The organism is Castellaniella sp. GW247-6E4 (genome assembly GCF_040276065.1).
Lineage (GTDB): Bacteria > Pseudomonadota > Gammaproteobacteria > Burkholderiales > Burkholderiaceae_B > Castellaniella.
The window spans coordinates 68809-86473 of sequence record NZ_JBELOI010000005.1 but is presented as its reverse complement, the minus strand read 5'-3'; the positions used below and the strand labels follow the sequence as shown (position 1 = coordinate 86473).

Annotated in this window: 17 protein-coding genes; 7 read left to right on the top strand and 10 right to left on the bottom strand. The window is 66.1% G+C overall.

Features of this window, described 5'->3' with window-relative positions; genetic code table 11:
- Positions 1-19: 19 nt before the first annotated feature.
- Entirely contained in the window at positions 20-718 is a 699-nt protein-coding gene (locus ABS761_RS07865; RefSeq protein WP_350407578.1) for a response regulator, read from the top strand.
- 80 nt (positions 719-798) lie between these two features.
- On the opposite strand, the gene fmt is transcribed toward ABS761_RS07865, so the two are convergent.
- Together fmt and def are read right to left on the bottom strand one after the other, a co-directional pair.
- Positions 799-1755: a methionyl-tRNA formyltransferase gene (fmt, locus tag ABS761_RS07860; protein WP_350407577.1), complete on the bottom strand. Its 957-nt coding sequence runs from the start codon at positions 1753-1755 to the stop codon at positions 799-801.
- Entirely contained in the window at positions 1755-2279 is a 525-nt protein-coding gene (gene def / locus ABS761_RS07855; RefSeq protein WP_350407575.1) for a peptide deformylase, read from the bottom strand. Before def ends, fmt begins: the two co-directional genes overlap by 1 nt.
- A gap of 204 nt (positions 2280-2483) precedes the next feature.
- Here def and dprA point away from each other — a divergent pair, with 204 nt between their 5' ends.
- The 3 genes from dprA (at position 2484) to ABS761_RS07840 (ending at position 5094) form a co-directional block, all read left to right on the top strand.
- The gene (gene dprA / locus ABS761_RS07850) at positions 2484-3632 is read left to right on the top strand and encodes a DNA-processing protein DprA (protein WP_350407574.1); all 1149 of its coding nucleotides are present in this window, start codon (positions 2484-2486) and stop codon (positions 3630-3632) included.
- A gap of 89 nt (positions 3633-3721) precedes the next feature.
- Positions 3722-4624, top strand: a complete 903-nt coding sequence (locus ABS761_RS07845; RefSeq protein WP_350407572.1) for a hydroxymethylglutaryl-CoA lyase — start codon at positions 3722-3724, stop codon at positions 4622-4624.
- Positions 4621-5094 carry a hypothetical protein gene (locus ABS761_RS07840; protein ID WP_350407571.1) on the top strand — a complete coding sequence of 158 codons (474 nt, stop codon included), beginning with the start codon at positions 4621-4623 and terminating at the stop codon, positions 5092-5094. Before ABS761_RS07845 ends, ABS761_RS07840 begins: the two co-directional genes overlap by 4 nt.
- A gap of 43 nt (positions 5095-5137) precedes the next feature.
- Here ABS761_RS07840 and ABS761_RS07835 read toward each other — a convergent pair whose 3' ends face one another.
- The 8 genes from ABS761_RS07835 to ABS761_RS07800 form a co-directional block, all read right to left on the bottom strand.
- Positions 5138-6154: an amino acid ABC transporter substrate-binding protein gene (locus tag ABS761_RS07835; RefSeq protein WP_502881399.1), complete on the bottom strand. Its 1017-nt coding sequence runs from the start codon at positions 6152-6154 to the stop codon at positions 5138-5140.
- Positions 6155-6247: 93 nt separating this feature from the next.
- Positions 6248-7513, bottom strand: a complete 1266-nt coding sequence (locus ABS761_RS07830; RefSeq protein WP_350407570.1) for a phenylacetate--CoA ligase family protein — start codon at positions 7511-7513, stop codon at positions 6248-6250.
- 16 nt (positions 7514-7529) lie between these two features.
- Entirely contained in the window at positions 7530-8321 is a 792-nt protein-coding gene (locus ABS761_RS07825; protein ID WP_350407569.1) for an ABC transporter ATP-binding protein, read from the bottom strand.
- Positions 8318-9589 carry an ABC transporter substrate-binding protein gene (locus tag ABS761_RS07820; RefSeq protein ID WP_350407568.1) on the bottom strand — a complete coding sequence of 424 codons (1272 nt, stop codon included), beginning with the start codon at positions 9587-9589 and terminating at the stop codon, positions 8318-8320. Before ABS761_RS07820 ends, ABS761_RS07825 begins: the two co-directional genes overlap by 4 nt.
- Before the next feature lie 39 nt (positions 9590-9628).
- Positions 9629-10702 carry a branched-chain amino acid ABC transporter permease gene (locus tag ABS761_RS07815; protein WP_350407567.1) on the bottom strand — a complete coding sequence of 358 codons (1074 nt, stop codon included), beginning with the start codon at positions 10700-10702 and terminating at the stop codon, positions 9629-9631.
- Positions 10703-10705: 3 nt separating this feature from the next.
- Positions 10706-11590, bottom strand: a complete 885-nt coding sequence (locus ABS761_RS07810; protein WP_350407566.1) for a branched-chain amino acid ABC transporter permease — start codon at positions 11588-11590, stop codon at positions 10706-10708.
- Positions 11587-13551, bottom strand: a complete 1965-nt coding sequence (locus tag ABS761_RS07805; protein ID WP_350407565.1) for an AMP-dependent synthetase/ligase — start codon at positions 13549-13551, stop codon at positions 11587-11589. The genes ABS761_RS07810 and ABS761_RS07805 overlap by 4 nt, the downstream gene beginning before the upstream one ends.
- Entirely contained in the window at positions 13541-14338 is a 798-nt protein-coding gene (locus ABS761_RS07800) for an ABC transporter ATP-binding protein (RefSeq protein WP_350407563.1), read from the bottom strand. The genes ABS761_RS07805 and ABS761_RS07800 overlap by 11 nt, the downstream gene beginning before the upstream one ends.
- A 125-nt stretch (positions 14339-14463) precedes the next feature.
- Between ABS761_RS07800 and ABS761_RS07795 the strand changes: the two genes are divergently transcribed.
- From ABS761_RS07795 to ABS761_RS07785, 3 genes are all read left to right on the top strand, one after another.
- A complete protein-coding gene (locus ABS761_RS07795; RefSeq protein ID WP_350407562.1) occupies positions 14464-15138 on the top strand; it encodes a Crp/Fnr family transcriptional regulator in 675 nt (224 codons plus the stop codon).
- A 195-nt stretch (positions 15139-15333) separates the two neighbouring features.
- Positions 15334-16623 (top strand): Glu/Leu/Phe/Val family dehydrogenase, encoded by a 1290-nt coding sequence (locus tag ABS761_RS07790; RefSeq protein WP_350407561.1) that lies wholly within the window; start codon positions 15334-15336, stop codon positions 16621-16623.
- An 11-nt stretch (positions 16624-16634) separates the two neighbouring features.
- Positions 16635-17621 carry an asparaginase gene (locus ABS761_RS07785; protein WP_350407559.1) on the top strand — a complete coding sequence of 329 codons (987 nt, stop codon included), beginning with the start codon at positions 16635-16637 and terminating at the stop codon, positions 17619-17621.
- Positions 17622-17665: the final 44 nt, after the last annotated feature.

Below are 17665 nucleotides of genomic sequence, written 5' to 3'. Positions count from 1 at the left end.
AGAAATAGGTGAGGTGTTAATGGCCCGAATCCTGGTTGTCGATGACGAGATTGGCATCCGCGAACTGCTGTCCGAGATTCTCTACGACGAGGGCCACACGGTGGAGCTCGCCGAAAATGCCGCGCAAGCGCGCGAATCCCGTCTGCGCAACCGCCCCGATCTGGTCCTGCTGGACATCTGGATGCCCGACATCGACGGCGTCACGTTGCTCAAGGAATGGAGCAGTCAGGGGCTGCTGAACATGCCCGTCATCATGATGAGCGGCCACGCGACGGTCGATACCGCCGTCGAGGCGACCCGCATCGGCGCGGTTGATTTTCTCGAAAAACCCATCACTCTGCAGAAACTGCTCAAGGCCGTCGCTGCGGGCCTGGCGCGGCCGGTCATCCCGGCCTCGATGCGCAGCCGCACCGAGCGCCCCGCCACTGATCCGGTCTTTACCCAGATGCCGCAGATCGCCGGCGAGGCACCACCCCAGGCCGCGCCGTCCACGCCGCCGGCCATGACCGACGACTCGCACCTGGGCAGCATCTCGCTGAACCAGCCGCTGCGCGAGGCGCGTGACGAATTCGAACGCATCTATTTCGAATATCACCTCGTCCGCGAGAACCACAGCATGACCCGCGTGTCCGAGCGCACCGGACTCGAGCGCACACACCTCTACCGCAAACTCAAACAGCTCGGCATCGATACCTCGCGCAAGAAAAACACCGGCTGACCGCGATGCGCTGACATCGGAATCCATCGACGGACGCGGCCAGTGTCCTATTTGAATCTATGGTTTAACCGAACAGGACGCTAGTCCGGCGGACTCCACGCCTGCAAGAACTGCGCCGCCGGCTGGCGCTTGCCGCCGGCGCGCTGCAAAGCCGTGATGCGCAGAACGCCGGCGACGGTGGCCACATCGATGCCTTGGGCATCCGCCCTCAGAATCGAGCCTGGTTCGGCCTGCGCCGCGTAGGCATCGGCGGGCACGGCATGCGCCTCCCACACCTTGACCGCGTGCTCCAGGCCGGGCAGCGCCATGGCGGTGCCCGGAAACGGATCGAAGGCGCGGATGCGGCGGGCCAGTTGCTCCGCGTCCTGCCGGAAATCCAGCGTCGCCTCGGATTTCAGCAACTTTTCGGCATAGCACGCGCCCGCCTCGGATTGCGGCACGGGGCGCGGCCCACGACCCGCGGCGAACTCGGCCAGAACCTCGACGATCGCGCGCGCGCCCACCTCGGCCAGTGCGTCGTGCAGGCTCGACGCGGTGTCCCGCGGGCCGATGGGCACCTCGACCTCCCGCAGCATGTCGCCGGTATCCAGGCCCGCGTCCATCTGCATGATGGTCACGCCCGTGACGACATCGCCCGCTTCGATCGCACGCTGGATAGGTGCGGCACCGCGCCAGCGGGGCAGCAGACTGGCGTGGATATTGAGACAGCCCAGGGGCGGCAGGTCAAGCACCCATTGCGGCAGGATCAGTCCATAGGCGGCCACGACCATTGCCTCCGGGCGCATGGCCACCAGCGCCTCGCGTGCGGCCTGCGCCTCATCGGCAAACCTGCCGTCCAACCGCAGGCTGCGCGGTTGCAGGACCGGAATGCCCGCCTCGAGCGCCGCCTGCTTGACGGGACTGGGCAGCAGCTTCATACCGCGCCCCGAGGGACGATCGGGCTGACTGAGCACACCGACCACCTCATGACCCGCGTCGATGAGGGCGCGCAGCCCCCGGCGCGCGAACTCCGGCGTACCGGCGAAAACGAGCCGCATCAGGCGCTGGCGGCTTCGCGCTCGGCCTCGCGCTGCTGCTTGCGCAGGCGCGTGCGGATGCGGTTCTGCTTGAGCACCGAGAGGTATTCGACGAACACCTTGCCCAACAGATGATCGAGCTCGTGCTGGACGCAGACGGCCAACAGTCCTTCGGCGTCGAACTCGTAGGGCTCGCCCTGCTCGTTCAGGGCTCGCACGTGAATCCGGGCGGCACGCTCGACCTCGTCGTAGATGCCGGGGACGGACAGGCAGCCCTCCTCGTAGACCTGGAGCTCGTCGCTCTTCCAGGTGATTTCGGGATTGATGAGGACGTGCAGGTCGTTGCCGTCCTCGGACACATCGATGACGACGACGCGTTCGTGGACGTCGACCTGGGTGGCCGCCAAGCCTACGCCGGGGGCTGCGTACATGGTCTCGGCCATGTCGCGCACGAGCTGGCGGATGCGATCGTCGACCTGCGCAACCGGAGCCGCCACCTTGTGCAGGCGCGCATCGGGATACTTGAGAATGGGTAGCAGGGCCATGGTAAATGCCAAATCATACGGACTTAAACCTCTATGATAAAACAAGTTTTGACCAGAAACCCCCCATGGGACCGCTGCGGGGCCGCCCGGGTGCGCATCCCGGGGAAGCGTGACCTTCCGATCCCCCTTGCCGCCCGTCGGCACGCCATCCGTGGCACACTGGAATTTTTTGCAACCGCCGCTCGACACCGGCGGACCCCAGGCATGTCCCCCACCGCCGACGAACACGAACTGCGCGCCTGGATCCGCCTCGGCCTCGAACCGGGGTTGGGCGCCGCCCGCATCCGCGACCTGCTGGCTGTCTTCGGCATGCCACAGGACATCTATGCCGCGTCGACCGGCAGCCTGGCGCGGCACCTCGATCCCGGACTGGCCACAAGCATGCGGCAGGCCCCGGACCAGGCCACGCAAACCGCCATCGACAAGGCCCTCGACTGGCTGCACCAACCCGGCCACCGCCTGTTGACCCTGGCAGACCCCGAGTATCCGGCCGCCCTGCTGGCACTGCATGACCCGCCGCCGATGCTGTACCTCAACGGCAGGCCGGACTTGCTGCAACGCCCCGCCATCGCCGTAGTGGGCGCGCGCAGCGCCACGGTCGGCGGCATGGACAACGCCCGGGCTTTTGCGCGCCACCTGGCGCAACAGGGCTGGTGCATCGTCAGCGGCCTGGCCAGCGGCATCGACGCGGCGGCGCACGAAGGCGCGCTCGAGGCGGGGCCGGATGCCGGCGGCACGATCGCGGTCCTGGGCACCGGCATCGATATCGTCTATCCGGCGCGCAATCGGGCCCTGGCGCACCGCACCGCCCAGCACGGCCTGCTCGTCTCCGAATTCCCACTGGGCGCGCGCGCCCTGCCGTTCTTCTTTCCCATGCGCAACCGCATCGTCGCGGCGCTGTCGCGCGGCGTCCTGGTGGTCGAGGCCGCTCGGCAAAGCGGCTCGCTGATCACCGCCCGGCTGGCGAGCGAACTTGGGCGCGAGGTGTTCGCCATTCCCGGCTCCATCCACTCGCCCCTCTCACGCGGCTGCCACGCCCTCATCCGCCAGGGCGCCAAGCTCGTCGAATCGAGCGAGGACATCCTCGAGGAATTGCGCCAGTCGGGGTTCGGGCGGCCCCTGGGCTCGGACAATGCACCGAGAGCACCCACGCCGGCAACGCCCGCCCCGCCTCCCGGCTCCGATGCCGACATTCTGCTGCGCGCCCTGGGCCACGACCCGGCAAGCGTGGATGCGCTGCTCACGCGCACGGGTTGGGACATCGCCCGCCTGAACGGCCAGTTGGGCATGCTCGAGGTCTCGGGCCTCATCGAACGCCTGGCCGATGGCCGCTTCGCTCGGGCCGGCGCCTGAGTGGCCCGGCCGCCCGCCCGGCACTGGGATATTATGTGGGCTTGTCGAATCAATCACGCCAGGGACACCTCGCTCGCCGGGAACACGCCATGTCCGAATACGTCAAGATCGTCGAGGTCGCCCCACGCGACGGCCTGCAGAATGAAAAACAGTTCGTCGATACCGCCATCAAGGTCGAGCTGATCGATCGGCTGTCCGCCGCCGGCTTTCCCAACGTCGAGGCGGCGTCCTTCGTATCACCCAAGTGGGTGCCGCAGATGGCCGACGGCGCCGAGGTGATGGCCGCGATCGCGCGGCGCCCGGGCACCCTCTATTCGGTGCTGACGCCAAACATGCGCGGCTTCGAGGCCGCGTTGGCGGCGCGCGTCGACGAAGTGGTGATCTTCGGCGCCGCGAGCGAGGCCTTCTCGCAACGCAACATCAACTGCTCGATCGCCGAATCCATCGCCCGCTTCGAGCCGGTGGCGGCGGCGGCCAAGGCGGCCGGCGTTCGCCTGCGGGGCAGCATCAGCTGCTCTCTGGGCTGCCCCTACCAGGGTGAAACCCCGGTGTCCGCCGTGGTCGACGTGGCCGAGCGATTCCTGCGCCTGGGCTGCGACGAGATCGACGTGGCCGATACGATCGGGGTGGGAACGGCAGCGCAGATCAAGCGCGTCATGCTCGCCGTGGGCCAGGTCGCCGACCTGGGCACGCAGGTGGCGGGGCATTTCCACGACACCTACGGGCAGGCGCTGGCCAATATCGTGGCCGCGCTGGACACGGGGGTGCGAATTTTCCACAGCTCGGTGTCGGGCCTCGGTGGCTGCCCCTACGCCAAGGGCGCCACCGGCAATGTGGCGACTGAGGACGTTCTCTACCTGATGCGCGGCCAGGGCATGGACACGGGCGTGGACCTCGACGCAATCGTCGAGATCGGCCAGTGGATATCCGGCCATCTCGGTCGCAAGGCGGCCAGCCGCGCGGGCAATGCGCTCGCGGCCCGGAAATCATGACGCCCTTTGCCAAGCCGACACCAGAGGAACACGCCGAGCTCCTGGCCCGGATCGGGCCGTTGCCACTGCGCGGACGCGCCTGGCCGCGGTGGATCGGCGTGCTGGCCTGGCTGATCATGCTGTTGATCGCCGGGCGACTGATGGTCACGGCCAGCAGCGCCGCCGGCCAGCAGGTCAGCCCCATGGTGGCGGCCGCGGTACTGGTCTGCTTCGCCGCCCTGCTGGTGATGTCCTGGGGGATCTGGACCTCGGTGACCGAGATTTCGGAATATGGCCTGCGCCAGAGCTGGGTCACACGTCGTGAAATACCCTGGGATCAAATCCAGTCGAGCAAGTTCATCCCGCTCGTGGCCTCGAAAAAACTCGTATGCTTCGTACAAAAAGGGCGTCCGGTGACCTTTCAGGCCGGGACGCCTGAGTTGCAGGCCGCATTCGCGCACATCAGCCTGATCTACCGCCGACGCCCCTGACGCGCCGCGCCGGCGAGGGAACCGACCGGCGCGAGGCCGCGCCTCAGCGTACCGGCAAGGGATACATCAGGCCGCCCTCGGTCCACAGGGCGTTCAGGCCGCGCTGGATCTTGAGGGGGCTGCCCATGCCGACGTTACGCTCGAAGGACTCGCCGTAATTGCCGACTTGCTTGACGATGTTGTAGGCCCATTTTTCGTCCACACCAAGGTCCTTGCCCGCCCCGGGCGTCGCCCCCAGGAGGCGCCGCACATTGGGATTGGCGCTGTCCACGTTCCCGTCCACATTGGCCGAGGTCAGCCCCAGCTCCTCGGCGCCGATCAGGGCGTTGAAGGACCACTTGACGATATTCAGCCAGACATCGTCGCCTTGGCGCACGAAGGGCCCCAGGGGCTCCTTGGAAATGATCTCGGGCAGGACCACATAGTCGTCCGGCTTGGACAGCTTCGAGATCCGGATCGAGGCCAGGCCGGAGGCATCGGTGGTGAACACATCACAACGACCGGCCGCAAACGCGTTGACCACCTCATTGAACTGCTCGATCACCACCGGGGTGTACTTGACGCCGTTGGCGCGCGCCCAGTCGGCCATGGTGTTCTCGTTCGAGGTGCCGGTCTGCATGCAGACGGTCGCGCCTTCGATCTCCTTGGCGCTCTTGATGCCCAGCGACTTGGCGACCAGGAAGCCCTGGCCGTCGTAGAAATTTATCGCCGCATGGATCGCCCCGACGCCCGTGTCGCGCGTCAGCGTGACGGTGGTGTTGCGGGCCAGCAGGTCGATCTCGCCGGATTGCAGGGCCGTGAAGCGCTGCTGGGCATTCAGTGGCACGATCTTGACCTTGGAGGCATCGCCCAACGTCGCCGCGGCCACTGCGCGGCACATGTCCACATCGAGGCCCTGCCAGTCGCCCTTGGCGTCGGGGGCCGAAAAACCAGCAAAGCCCGTCGTCACGCCGCAGCGCACGACGCCACGTTCCTTGACGACCGCCAGCGTGTCCGCATGGGCCAACGGAATACCGGCGGCGAGCGCCAGCAAGCCCGCCATGGTTTTCAAACCGCGCATGGATGTCTCCTAGTGAGCCGGAACGGCCGGGTAAAAGGAAATATTACCCCAAGGCCTTACTACACCAGGTGATATGCGCGATTGCGTTCATGCCTACTTGTAGCTGCGCGCGTCCTCGATGACCTTGCCGTCGTTGGGCAGGCTGCCCTCGGGCACCACCTCGACCCGCGCCCGCAGCTTGGTCTGGTCGCGCACGCTCTCGGCCACCGCCTCCACATCGAGGGCACGATCCGACTCGACTTTCAGGATCATGAGGTCATGTCCCATCTCGCCGGACACGACCAGACGCGCCCGACCGATCCCCGGATGGCGGGCCACCACCCTGGCAACCTGCTCCGGGTGCACGAACATGCCCCGCACCTTGGTTGTCTGGTCGGCGCGCCCCAGCCACCCGCGGATGCGCACGTTGGTGCGCCCGCACGCGGAGGCGCCCGGCAAGACGGCCGACAGGTCGCCAGTGCCGAACCGCAGCAGGGGATAGTCCGGATTGAATCGGGTCACCACGACCTCGCCCACCTCGCCATCGGGCACGGGTTGATCGGTCCCGGGCCGGACGATTTCAAGGATCAGATCCTCATTGAGCACCAGCCCCTCGCGGGCCGGAGTCTCGAACGCCACCATGCCCAGATCCGCGCTGCCGTAGGCCTGGAAGCCCTCGATGCCGCGCGCGGCGAACCAGGCCTGCAGCGAGGGGGGATACGCCTCGCCCGAAAACAGCGCACGCTGCAGCGACGGCAGGGCCACGCCCATGTCATCGGCCTTTTCCAGGATGATGCGCAAGAAGCTGGGGGTGCCGGTATAGGCATCGGGCGCGAGATCGGCCATGGTCCGCACCTGCTGCTCGGTCTGTCCCACGCCGCCGGGAAATACCGTGCAGCCCAAGGCGTGGGCCGCCGTCTCCATCATGGACCCGGCCGGCGTGAAATGATAGGAAAAGCAGTTATGGACCAGTGAGCCCGGCCGCACGCCCGCCGCATGCAGGGCGCGGGCAAAACCCCAATAATCCGGCCGCTCGCCCTCGGGCTCGTAGATCGGCCCGGGCGACGCAAAGACCCGGCGCGCCTGGCCCCAGCCGATTGTCGAGACGCCCCCGAACACGCGGTTGCGTTCGCCGGCGACGCCCGCGTGGGCGAGGCGGGCCGCATGCTGCAGATGCAGCAACTCGCTCTTGCGCAACACTGGCACGCGCGCGAGCTGCGCGCGATCCGAGAGATCCGCGGGATCGATGCCCCGCAACTGCTGCGCGACGGCCGGCGCAAGCTCGCAGGCCGTCCGCAAAAGGCCGGGCAGGCAAGCGAACAGGTCACGTTCGCGCTCGGCCGCTGGACGTGTCTCGCGTGCATCGTAAAAAACCTGCATGCCCGCTCTCCTGAGGTCAGGCCAACCAGCGCTTGCGCCGGCGATAATGCTTGACGTTGTGATAATCGACCTTGCCGCCCCCGCCGAGGTAGAACTCCTGGACGTCGGGGTTTTGCTTGAGCGCGTCGGCGCTGCCGCTCATGACCACATTGCCGTTCTCGAGCAGGTAGGCGTGATCAACAATATCCAGGGCCGCGCGGGCATTCTGCTCGACCAGCAGGACGCTGGTGCGATGCTCCCGGCTGATCTTCCGGATGATGGCAAAGATTTCTTTCACCAGCACCGGCGCCAGGCCGAGCGAGGGCTCGTCCAGCATGATCAACTGCGGCTCGGTCATCAGGGCGCGGGCGATCGCCAGCATCTGCTGTTCACCGCCGGACAAATAGCCCGCCTTGGTGCGCGAGCGCTCAGCCAGCCGTGGGAAGTAGGCATAGGCCTGCTCCCTGAGATCGCTGTAGCGGCTCTTGGCCCGGCGGCCGGGATAGGCGGCGAGCAGGTTGTCGTCAGGCGTCAGGTGCTCGAAGATGCGCCGTCCTTCCAGCACGTGGACCAGCCCCATGCGCACCCGCTGTGGCGGGCTGTGGTGACCGATGTCCTCGCCCCGGAAGGTGACCTGCCCGCGCCTCACCGCGCCGCGCTCGGGCGCCAGCAAGCCGCTGATGGTCTTCAGCGTTGTCGACTTGCCGGCGCCGTTGGCGCCGAGGATGGCGACCATCGCACCCTCCTCGACATCCAGCGACACGCCTTTGATGGCGAGGAACACCTTGTCATAGGCGACCTCGACATTGTTCAGTGAGAGCAAGCTCACTTCTTGGCCTCCTTGGCCGCCTTGGCCGCGTCATCCCGGACGAGCTTCCAGACCACGTCCTGGTAGGCGTGGCCCCAGTCGTTCAGCGGCACCCATTTGTCGCCGTCCCACTCGGACACACGGCCCCAGCCGCCGCCCTGGTGATCCTCCGCGGTGATGGTCAGCGGCGGCATCAGGCCCTCGGCGTCGAAGTCCTTGATCATCTCGAAGCCGGCCTTGAGCTTGTCGCCCGTCAGCGGTGGCCCGAGCTTGTCAAGGGCCTGCTTTGCGGCCTGCGTCATGATGGCCATGCTGGCCACCCCGATGTTGTAGTAGGTGGAGCCGACGACCTTGGCATCGCCCGTGCCTTTGCCTGCCGCGACAACCTTCTCGCCGATGCGCTTGAGGATGGCGGAATCGGCGCCGGTGTTGACGGCGGTGAAGCGCTTGACCCCGACGACGGCGTCGCCCTGGAAGGAGCGCATGTCGGTTTCGGACAGCCAGATCACGGAATAAATGCTCTTGGGCGAGATGCCGTTCGAAATCGCGCCGCGGATCGACACCGCCTGGCCGGGACCCGCACCCCAGATGATCACATTATCGGGCCGGAAGCGGCGCACATCGGTCCAGGCGGCCGACTGCTCGGTGCCGGGAACCGCGTACGGGAAGGTCTTCAGGGTGAAGCCCTTGGTCTCGGCCATGGCCTCGAGCAGCGCGATCGGTTCGCGGCCAAAGGGCGAATCGATGTGCACGAAGGCGATCTTCTTGTCCTTCAGGCCGCCGGCATGCTCATCCATGTACTTCAGCAGCAGGGCCGCCTGGGAACGATAGATGGCCGCCGAGGGGAAGACGAAGGGGAAGCGCTGCCCGTCGATGGCGTCCGCACGGCCATGCGCGAAGGCGATCATCGGCAGATGGTCCTCGTTGGCGCGCGGCATCACGGCATTGGCGACCGGCGTGCTGAGAAAATCGAAAAAGATGGCCCCCTCGTCGCGGGCCTGGTTATACAGCGCAATGCCCTGCTGGGGCTGGCTGCCCTGGTCCCGGACGATCAGATCGACCGGATAGCCGCCCACGCCGCCCTCCAGGTTCAACAGCTTGATGTAATCCTGCTGGCCCTGGCTGTACTCGTCGGTCAGGAACGTATAGACCCGCGTGAAGTCCAGCAGCGTGGCGGCCTTGATGGGTGCCTTGTCCTGTGCATGGGCGACCCCGCCGGCCAATCCGGCTGCGAGGATCGCGACGCCGGCCAAACCGCCGCCGACCATTGATCGAATGTAATGCCTCATGTTGACCTCCTCCTGTGCGTGATACCACCAAATACAGCTTCAACTCTGTGTGTGCCGGAACGGCCAGACCAGGAAATACTTCCGGGCGTTGTCATAGATCTTGGCTAGGCCCAGCGGCTCGAATAGCAGGAATCCGATGATCATGGCGCCATAGATCATGAGAGGGATGTGCGCCATCAGCGAGGCCGATACCGGCAACCAGCCTGCCTCGACGAGCGGCGCGACGATATTCAGGAGCACGATCGGCGCCAGCAGCACGAAGCCCGCGCCCAGGAAGGCGCCGATCACGCTGCCCAGGCCGCCCACGAGCACCATGGCGACGAGCTGGATCGAAATATCGAAGCTGAACTGCTGCGGCGTGACGGCTCGATAGAAGCAGAAAGCCAGGATCGCGCCCGTCACCCCACCCAGAAATGAACTGGAGAAGAACGCCAGCAGCTTGTACTTGAAGATGTTGACGCCGATCACCGCCGCGGCAAAGTCCTTGTCGCGCACCGCCACCAATGCCCGGCCAAAGCTGGTGCGCTTGATGTTGAGCATCAGCAGCGTCACGATCACCGCCCATAGCAAGGCCACGTAATAACGCGCGACCAGCGTGTCGACGGGAACCCACAGAAACTCGACCGTGGGCGCTTGCAGGGTGGCCACGGCGCCGCCCGAAATCGCCTTGACGTTGACGATGACCCAGTCCACCAGGAACTGCATCGCAAGCGTGGCCATCACCAGGTACAGCCCCTTGACACGCAGCGCCGCGGCCCCGAACAGACAGCCGATGAAGGCCGCGAGCAGGCCCGCCGCCAACAGCGCGACCTCGAACGGCACACCGGCCTGGGTCAGATGGATGCTGGTATAGGCGCCGATCGCCATGACCGCGCCAAAGCCGAAGTGCAATTGCCCGGCGACCCCCATCAGCAGCGTGAGCGCCAGCGTGGCGGTGCTCCAGATCAGCCAGGGCAGCATATAGCTCGACAGGTACAGGTCGGACATATAGAGCGGCGCCGCCACCGCCAGCACGAAGACCGCCGCGACCTGCCAGCGATCGGCTGGCAGCGGCCATAGCTGCCGCGCCGAGGCGTAACGGGTGTGATGCACGCCGGAGAGTCGATAGAACATGGCTTATACCCTCTCGATGTCTTCGCGGCCGAACATGCCATAGGGCCGGATCAGGATGGTCAGCAGGATGATGACCGAGGTCACCACGTCGCGTGTGCTGCCGCCGACCAGCGGGTCGACGTAGCCCGGAATGACGCTACCGAGGACACCCACCACGATGCCTCCGAGGAGCGCCCCCGGAATGCTGTCGATGCCGCCGAGTATGACCACGGCGACCGCCGGGAAGAGCAAGGCGGTCAGAGACCATTCCACGCCCTGCACGGTGCCCCATATCGTGCCGGCCCCGACCGCGCAAACCCCCGCCAGGCCCCAAGACACCGCCACCGCGTGTTCGACGGAGATTCCCACGGACCAACTGGACACGTGATCGTCCGACACCGCGCGCAGCTTGGTCCCCAGCCGGGTGCGGAAGAACAGCGCCGCAAGAGCGAACAGCGCCAGGGACACCGCGCCGCCCACCAGATAGACCCGATTGATAAACACATCACCGACGATCAGCGGCGCCATGCCGACCCCGATATCCAGATGCTTGGGGGACGTGCCCAGAATGCCGGGAACGAGCCCCCGCAGGAAAATGTCCAGCCCCAGGGTGAGCATGACGATCATGATGATCGGCTGGCCGACCAGGCTGCGCAGCAGCAGGCGTTCGATCAGCAGGCCGAAGGCGAACAACACCACGATGCCCAGGGCGGCGGCGGCATAGATCGGCAGACCGAAGGATGACAGCAGCCATGTTGCATAGCCCGCGGTCATGACCATGGCACCTTGCGCGAAATTGAGCACGCCCGAGGACTTGTAGATCAAGACGATGCCCAGCCCCACCATGCCGTACATCAGGCCCGTCAAGGCGCCGTTGACCAGGAGCTCGAGAAAGAATTCGATATTCACGCCATCGTCTCCCGGTTGGCCGGCGCGGACACATCGCGAATCGCGAGGTGACGCTTCAGCACGCCCGACGCGCCCGTTTCATAAGTGATCTGAGCCTCGGAATCAATCGCGTCCCGGCCTTCGTAGACGGCATCGATGATGTCACGATAGTGTTCGTCGATGACGCCTCGGCGCAGCTTGCGCGTGCGTGTGACCTCCCCGTCATCCGGGTCGAACTCCTTGTGCAGATTCACGAAGCGGCGTATCCGTACGGCGTCGGGCAAGGTGGTGTTGACGTGCGTGATCACGCTCTCGATCAGGTCATAAATTTGCGGCTTCTGCGACAGGTCGGCAAACGAGGTGTAGGCCACGCCGTTTTCCTGAGCCCAGTGGCCCACGGCATCCCAGTCTATGGCCACCAGCGCCGACAGGTGCTCGCGCCCGGCGCCGATCACGCACACGTCCTTGACGTACTGGCTGAATTTCAGGTGGTTCTCGATATAGGTGGGGATGAACCGCTCGCCGCCACGCGTATGAACCACCTCGGACACTCGGCCCAGGACCACCAGTTGGCCATCGTCCTCGACATGGCCGGCATCCCCGGTATGCAGCCAACCGTCCCGCAGGACCTCGGCCGTGGCATCGGGGTTCCGATAATAGCCATCGAATACATTGCCGCCGCGCACCAGGATCTCGCCCGCCTCGCTGATGCGCAGCTCCATGCCCGGAAACGGCACGCCCACCGTATGCAGCTTGACCGTGCCCGGATCCTGCGCCGCGCACAGCGCGCAGTTTTCCGTCTGGCCATAGAATTGGCGCAGATCCAGGCCCAGGGCGCGGAAGAACAGAAACACCTCTTCGCCGATCGCCTCCCCCGCGGTATACGAGCGCCGCGCGCGCGTCAGCCCGAGTTGATCCTTGATCGGCCCATAGATCAGGACCTCGCCCAGGCGCCGCCACAAGCGCTGCGCCGGACCGGGCTGCGTGCCTTGCAGCCGCCGGCGCTCCAACTGAACGGCGAACGGCATGAAGTGCTGATAGAGCCAGCGCTTGAACGGACTCGATTCCTCGATGCCGACCTGCACCCGCGTCAACATGGCCGACCAGGCCCGCGGCGAAGTGAAATACACGGTGGGCGCGATCTCGCGCAGATCGTGCTGGACGGTCTCCTGGTTTTCCGGGATGTTCACGGAAAAGCGCAACGCCAGGGCGGCGCCGATCGAGAAAATAAAGTCCCCGACCCAGGCGATGGGCATGTATGCCATATGCGTTTCGCCCTGCTCGAAGTAGCCTGCCGCCGCCGCGTTGCGCACCGCAAACAGGACGTGTCGGTGCTTTAGTGGAATCGCCTTGGGCGCGCCCGTGGTGCCCGAGGAATGCAGCAGCACGGCGACGTCGTCGGCGCGCGGGCGATTGAGCAACTCGTCCCGCAGGGCGGGGTTATCGCGCAGGCGCTCGCGCCCCCTGCGCACGATCTCGGTGAACGCGACCACGCCCTCGGGCACGTCGCCCGTCAGCCCTCTGGGATCATCGTAGATGATCCACTTGAGATCGGGATGGCGCGCGCGCAGATCCAGCAGCTTGTCGACCTGCTCCTGATCCTCGGCAATCGCGCAGCGCACGCCCTCGCGATCCAGTTGCCCGAAGAGCTCGTCGGGGGTGGTATCGGGATACGCCGGCGAGGGTACCGCGCGCAGGGCGATCACCCCCAACATCCCGAAATACAGCGCCGGCCGGTTGTCGCCGATCACCAGCACATTATCCCCCGGCGCCATGCCCAGGGCCTCGAGCCCGGCGGCCGCGCCCAGCACCTGATCGAGATAATCCCGCCAGCGATATTCCTGCCAGATCCCGCGATCGCGCTCGCGCATCGCAACCATGTCGCCATGGGTGCGGGCGTTTTCGGCCAGCACCGCAATCAGATGGTCATCGTCACGCCAGCCGGTCTCCGGGCGACGCCCGTCGGGATGCTCAGTCGTCACTCGATACCCCCCCGATATAAGCGGAAATGACATCCGGATGGTTGACAGCCTCGACCACCGGACCTTCGGTCACTACGCGGCCGTTGTTCAACACCAAGGCGCGCCCGCAAATCGCCGTGACCACATCCATGTGATGCTCGATCAGCAGGATGGTCAGATTCAGCGCCTCCTGGGCATCCAGGATGAAACGCACGATGTATTCCTTTTCCTCCTGGTTCATGCCGGCCATGGGCTCGTCCAGGACCAGCAGCCTGGGTTCGGCTGCCAGGGCGCGAGCCAACTCGACTCGTTTTTGCATGCCCAGGGGAATGACCTCCACGGGCTCGTCGCGCACGCTTTCGAGCTGAAGCAGATCGATGATTTCCTCGACCTTGCGCCGATGGGCGATCTCTTCTTTTTGCGCCCACCACCAATAAAACAGCGAGGCCAGCGCGCTGGGCCGCATGAAGATGTGGCGGCCCAGCAGAATGTTGTCGAGCACGCTCATGCCCTTGAACAGAGCGACGTTCTGGAAGGTGCGCGCAATGCCGTCGCGCGCGACCCGGTGGGGCTGGACTTTGTTGAGCGACCGGCCTTCGAAGCTGATCGTGCCTTCTTGCGGCGGATAGAAGCCGGTGATCGCGTTGATGAGCGTGGTCTTGCCCGCGCCGTTGGGGCCGATCAAGCCGTATATCTCACCCTGGCCGACATCCATGGAGACGTCGGCCAGGGCCTGAACGCCGCCAAACCAGCGGCTGACATGCTTGAGGGATAAAACACCCTCGCTCGGTCCGGCAGTGCTCGACACCAAAGTCTCCTCAGGTTTTTACGAAAACATCGCTGAAACACGATTCGTTCGGTCTAAGATACAGTGTAGGCACTACCTCAACTGTCGCACATATGACATTCGCTCCCGTTCGAGGGTAATCACCCATGAATATCGTGCAGATGCTGCAGACCCATGCCGCATGGTTCGATCTCCTGGATGCCGACCAGCAGGCGCGCGTCGTCCAGGGGACAACCGTGGCCACGATCCCCGCGGGAACCATCATCGAGCACAAGGGTGTCGTGGCCGACGCCTGGATCGGCGTGCTGGACGGCCTCATCAAGGTTTCCGTGGGTAATGCCGAAGGCAAGCTGGCCTCACTCACGGGGGTGCCCGGCGGAGGCTGGATCGGCGAGGGCTCCTTGCTCAAGCACGAAGCGCGCAAGTACGACGTGGTGGCCCTGCGCCAGAGCACCATCGCGCGCCTGCGCGGCGACCAGTTCTACTGGTTGCTGGACACCAGCATCCCCTTCAACCGCTATCTGCTGCACCAACTCAACGAGCGCGTGGCGCAGTTCATCGGCAAAGCCGAGCACGACCGCCTGCTTGCGCCCGAGGCGCGGGTCGCGCGCTGCCTGGCCGAGCTGTTCAATCCCCTGCTCTACCCCAGCGATTCGATGCGCCTGGAGATCACCCAGGAGGAAATCGGCTACCTGGCCCGGATTTCACGCCAGCGCACCAACCAGGCCCTGCGCGCCCTCGAGGACGCCGGCCTGCTGAAGGTCGAGTACGGCGCGGTCCAGGTCCTGGACCTGGAGGGCCTCAAGGCCTACGGCCTCTGAAGCGGGCTAGACAGTGGCTAGACGCGGCAGGTTGACGGCCAACTGCCGGGCGGCCCAGCGCCACGCCATCGCCGGCGAGCGCCCCCACAGCGGACACCGCCGCCCCGAAAGCCGCACAGCGTCGATTTCGCGCACTAGAATGTACCTTTCGTCAATTTCCCCCCTCCTTACGACCATTCTCAAAAGGCTATCGTCATGACAGAATCCATGCCGCAACCGCTGCCTTCGTACCTGAATCCTGACGATCCGGGTCCCTGGGGCATCTACCTCGAACAAGTGGACCGCGTGGCGCCTTATCTGGGCTCTCTCAGCCGCTGGATCGAAACACTCAAGCGCCCCAAGCGCATCCTGATCGTCGACGTTCCCGTCGAACTCGACAATGGCGAGGTGGCTCATTTCGAGGGCTACCGCGTCCAGCACAACATCTCGCGCGGCCCCGGCAAGGGCGGCGTGCGCTATCACCAGGACGTCACGCTGTCCGAAGTGATGGCCTTGTCGGCCTGGATGTCCGTCAAAGCGGCCGCCGTGAACCTGCCCTTCGGCGGCGCCAAAGGCGGCATCCGCCTCGATCCGCACAACTACTCCAAAGGCGAGCTCGAGCGCATCACCCGCCGCTATACCAGCGAGATCGGGGTGATCATCGGCCCCAACAGGGATATCCCCGCGCCGGATGTCAACACCAATGCCCAGATCATGGCATGGATGATGGATACCTACTCGATGAACGAGGGAGGAACCACCACCGGGGTGGTCACCGGCAAGCCGGTGGCGCTGGGCGGCAGCCTGGGGCGCGTCGAAGCGACCGGACGCGGCGTCTACGTGGCCGCCTGCGAGGCGGCACGCGAATGCCACATCGATATCAAGGGCGCACGCATCGCCATCCAGGGCTTCGGGAACGTGGGCGGCACGGCGGCCCGCCTGCTGCACGAGGCCGGCGCCAAGGTGGTGGCGATCTACGACCACACCGGGATCGTCCACAACGCCCACGGCCTGAACATCCTCGCGCTGTTCGACCACGTACGCATGTCCGGCGGCGTGGCCGGCGCGCCGGATACGGAATCACTCACGCCCGCGGAGTTCTGGTCGCTGGAAACCGAGATCCTCATCCCGGCCGCCCTCGAAGGCCAGATCACGCACGACAACGCCGACCTCATCCATACCAAGATCCTCGTCGAGGGCGCCAATGGCCCGACGACCCCCGAGGCCGACGACATCATCTCGGCCAAGGGCACCATGATCGTGCCCGACGTGGTGGCCAATGCCGGCGGGGTCACGGTCAGCTATTTCGAATGGGTGCAGGACTTTTCCAGCTTTTTCTGGACCGAGCAGGAAATCAACCACCGCCTCGAAGCCATGATGCGCTCGGCCTACAGCGCCATGTCCGGCGTGGCGCGCGAGCACCAGGTGTCGCTGCGCACCGCGGCATTCATCGTCGCCTGCACGCGCATCCTCGAGGCCCGCCAGGTGCGCGGCCTCTACCCTTGATGGGCGGGTCCATGCGGCGGGCGCCAGCGCGCCTGGTGTTGCTCGGCACCGGCGGCACGATCGCCGCCACCGCCGGGCATGCGAACGAGCTCACCGACTATCGCGTGACCGAGGACGTCGACGCCATGCTGGCGGCGGTGCCCGGCGCCCAGGCGCTGGGCGCAATCCGCTGCGAGCAGATCTTCAACATCGACAGCCGCCAGTTCACGACCGCCGGGGTGCTGCGCCTGGCGCGGCGCATCAGGGCCTTGCTGCGCGACCCCGAGATCGACGGCCTCGTCGTCACGCACGGGACCGACACGCTCGAGGAAACCGCCTTTCTGTTGCATCTGACGATCCGCCACCCCAAGCCCGTGGTGCTGGTGGGCGCGATGCGCCCGGGCTCGGCGCTGAGTGCGGACGGCCCGCTCAATCTGTACAACGCGCTGCTCGTTGCGCGCGATCCGCGCAGCCGCGACTGCGGCATCCTGGTGGCCATGAACGACCGGATCCTCGCCGCGCGCCACGCCACCAAGGGTCACACCACCCGGGTCGATGCCTTCGGTGCCGAGGGGCCCGGGGTGTTGGGCTGGATCAGCGACGGTGCGGTGCGCATCGTACAGCGCCCCATCCTGCCGCCAGCCGCGCCCTTCCCCTTGACGGGGCTGCGCAAGCTGCCCCGGGTCGATATTCTCTACGACCACCAGGACGCCGGCGACCACCTGTACCAGGCGGCCATCGACGCAGGGGTCGAGGGGATCGTGGTGGCCGGCTTGGGAAATGGCAGCCTCAGTCCAGCGGCCTTGCGTGGCTGCGCGCGTGCCCGTCGTCGCGGGATCCAGTGCATCCGTGCGAGCCGCGTGCCGTACGGCGAGGTGACGGTCAAGGCCTCGGACGACGAGGACGGCATCCTGGCGTCGCGGGGGCTCAATCCTCAGCAGGCCCGCACGCTGCTGCGCCTGGCCCTGGCGCGCGGCCTGGACACGACCGCGATCGGCGCCGCGCTGCGCGAGCTCTGAACCCGATCCGCTGCCCAGGCACCGGAGGCCCGCCTCCGCGGCGG

Coding starts and splice junctions, on each gene's coding strand:
- ABS761_RS07840 (WP_350407571.1), top strand. CDS start 4,621: ATGACGCCCTTTGCCAAGCCGACACCAGAGGAACACGCCGAGCTCCTG.
- ABS761_RS07835 (WP_502881399.1), bottom strand. CDS start 6,154: ATGCGCGGTTTGAAAACCATGGCGGGCTTGCTGGCGCTCGCCGCCGGT.
- dprA (WP_350407574.1), top strand. CDS start 2,484: ATGTCCCCCACCGCCGACGAACACGAACTGCGCGCCTGGATCCGCCTC.
- fmt (WP_350407577.1), bottom strand. CDS start 1,755: ATGCGGCTCGTTTTCGCCGGTACGCCGGAGTTCGCGCGCCGGGGGCTG.
- ABS761_RS07795 (WP_350407562.1), top strand. CDS start 14,464: ATGAATATCGTGCAGATGCTGCAGACCCATGCCGCATGGTTCGATCTC.
- ABS761_RS07845 (WP_350407572.1), top strand. CDS start 3,722: ATGTCCGAATACGTCAAGATCGTCGAGGTCGCCCCACGCGACGGCCTG.
- ABS761_RS07820 (WP_350407568.1), bottom strand. CDS start 9,589: ATGAGGCATTACATTCGATCAATGGTCGGCGGCGGTTTGGCCGGCGTC.
- ABS761_RS07790 (WP_350407561.1), top strand. CDS start 15,334: ATGACAGAATCCATGCCGCAACCGCTGCCTTCGTACCTGAATCCTGAC.
- ABS761_RS07785 (WP_350407559.1), top strand. CDS start 16,635: ATGCGGCGGGCGCCAGCGCGCCTGGTGTTGCTCGGCACCGGCGGCACG.
- ABS761_RS07865 (WP_350407578.1), top strand. CDS start 20: ATGGCCCGAATCCTGGTTGTCGATGACGAGATTGGCATCCGCGAACTG.
- def (WP_350407575.1), bottom strand. CDS start 2,279: ATGGCCCTGCTACCCATTCTCAAGTATCCCGATGCGCGCCTGCACAAG.
- ABS761_RS07815 (WP_350407567.1), bottom strand. CDS start 10,702: ATGTTCTATCGACTCTCCGGCGTGCATCACACCCGTTACGCCTCGGCG.
- ABS761_RS07830 (WP_350407570.1), bottom strand. CDS start 7,513: ATGCAGGTTTTTTACGATGCACGCGAGACACGTCCAGCGGCCGAGCGC.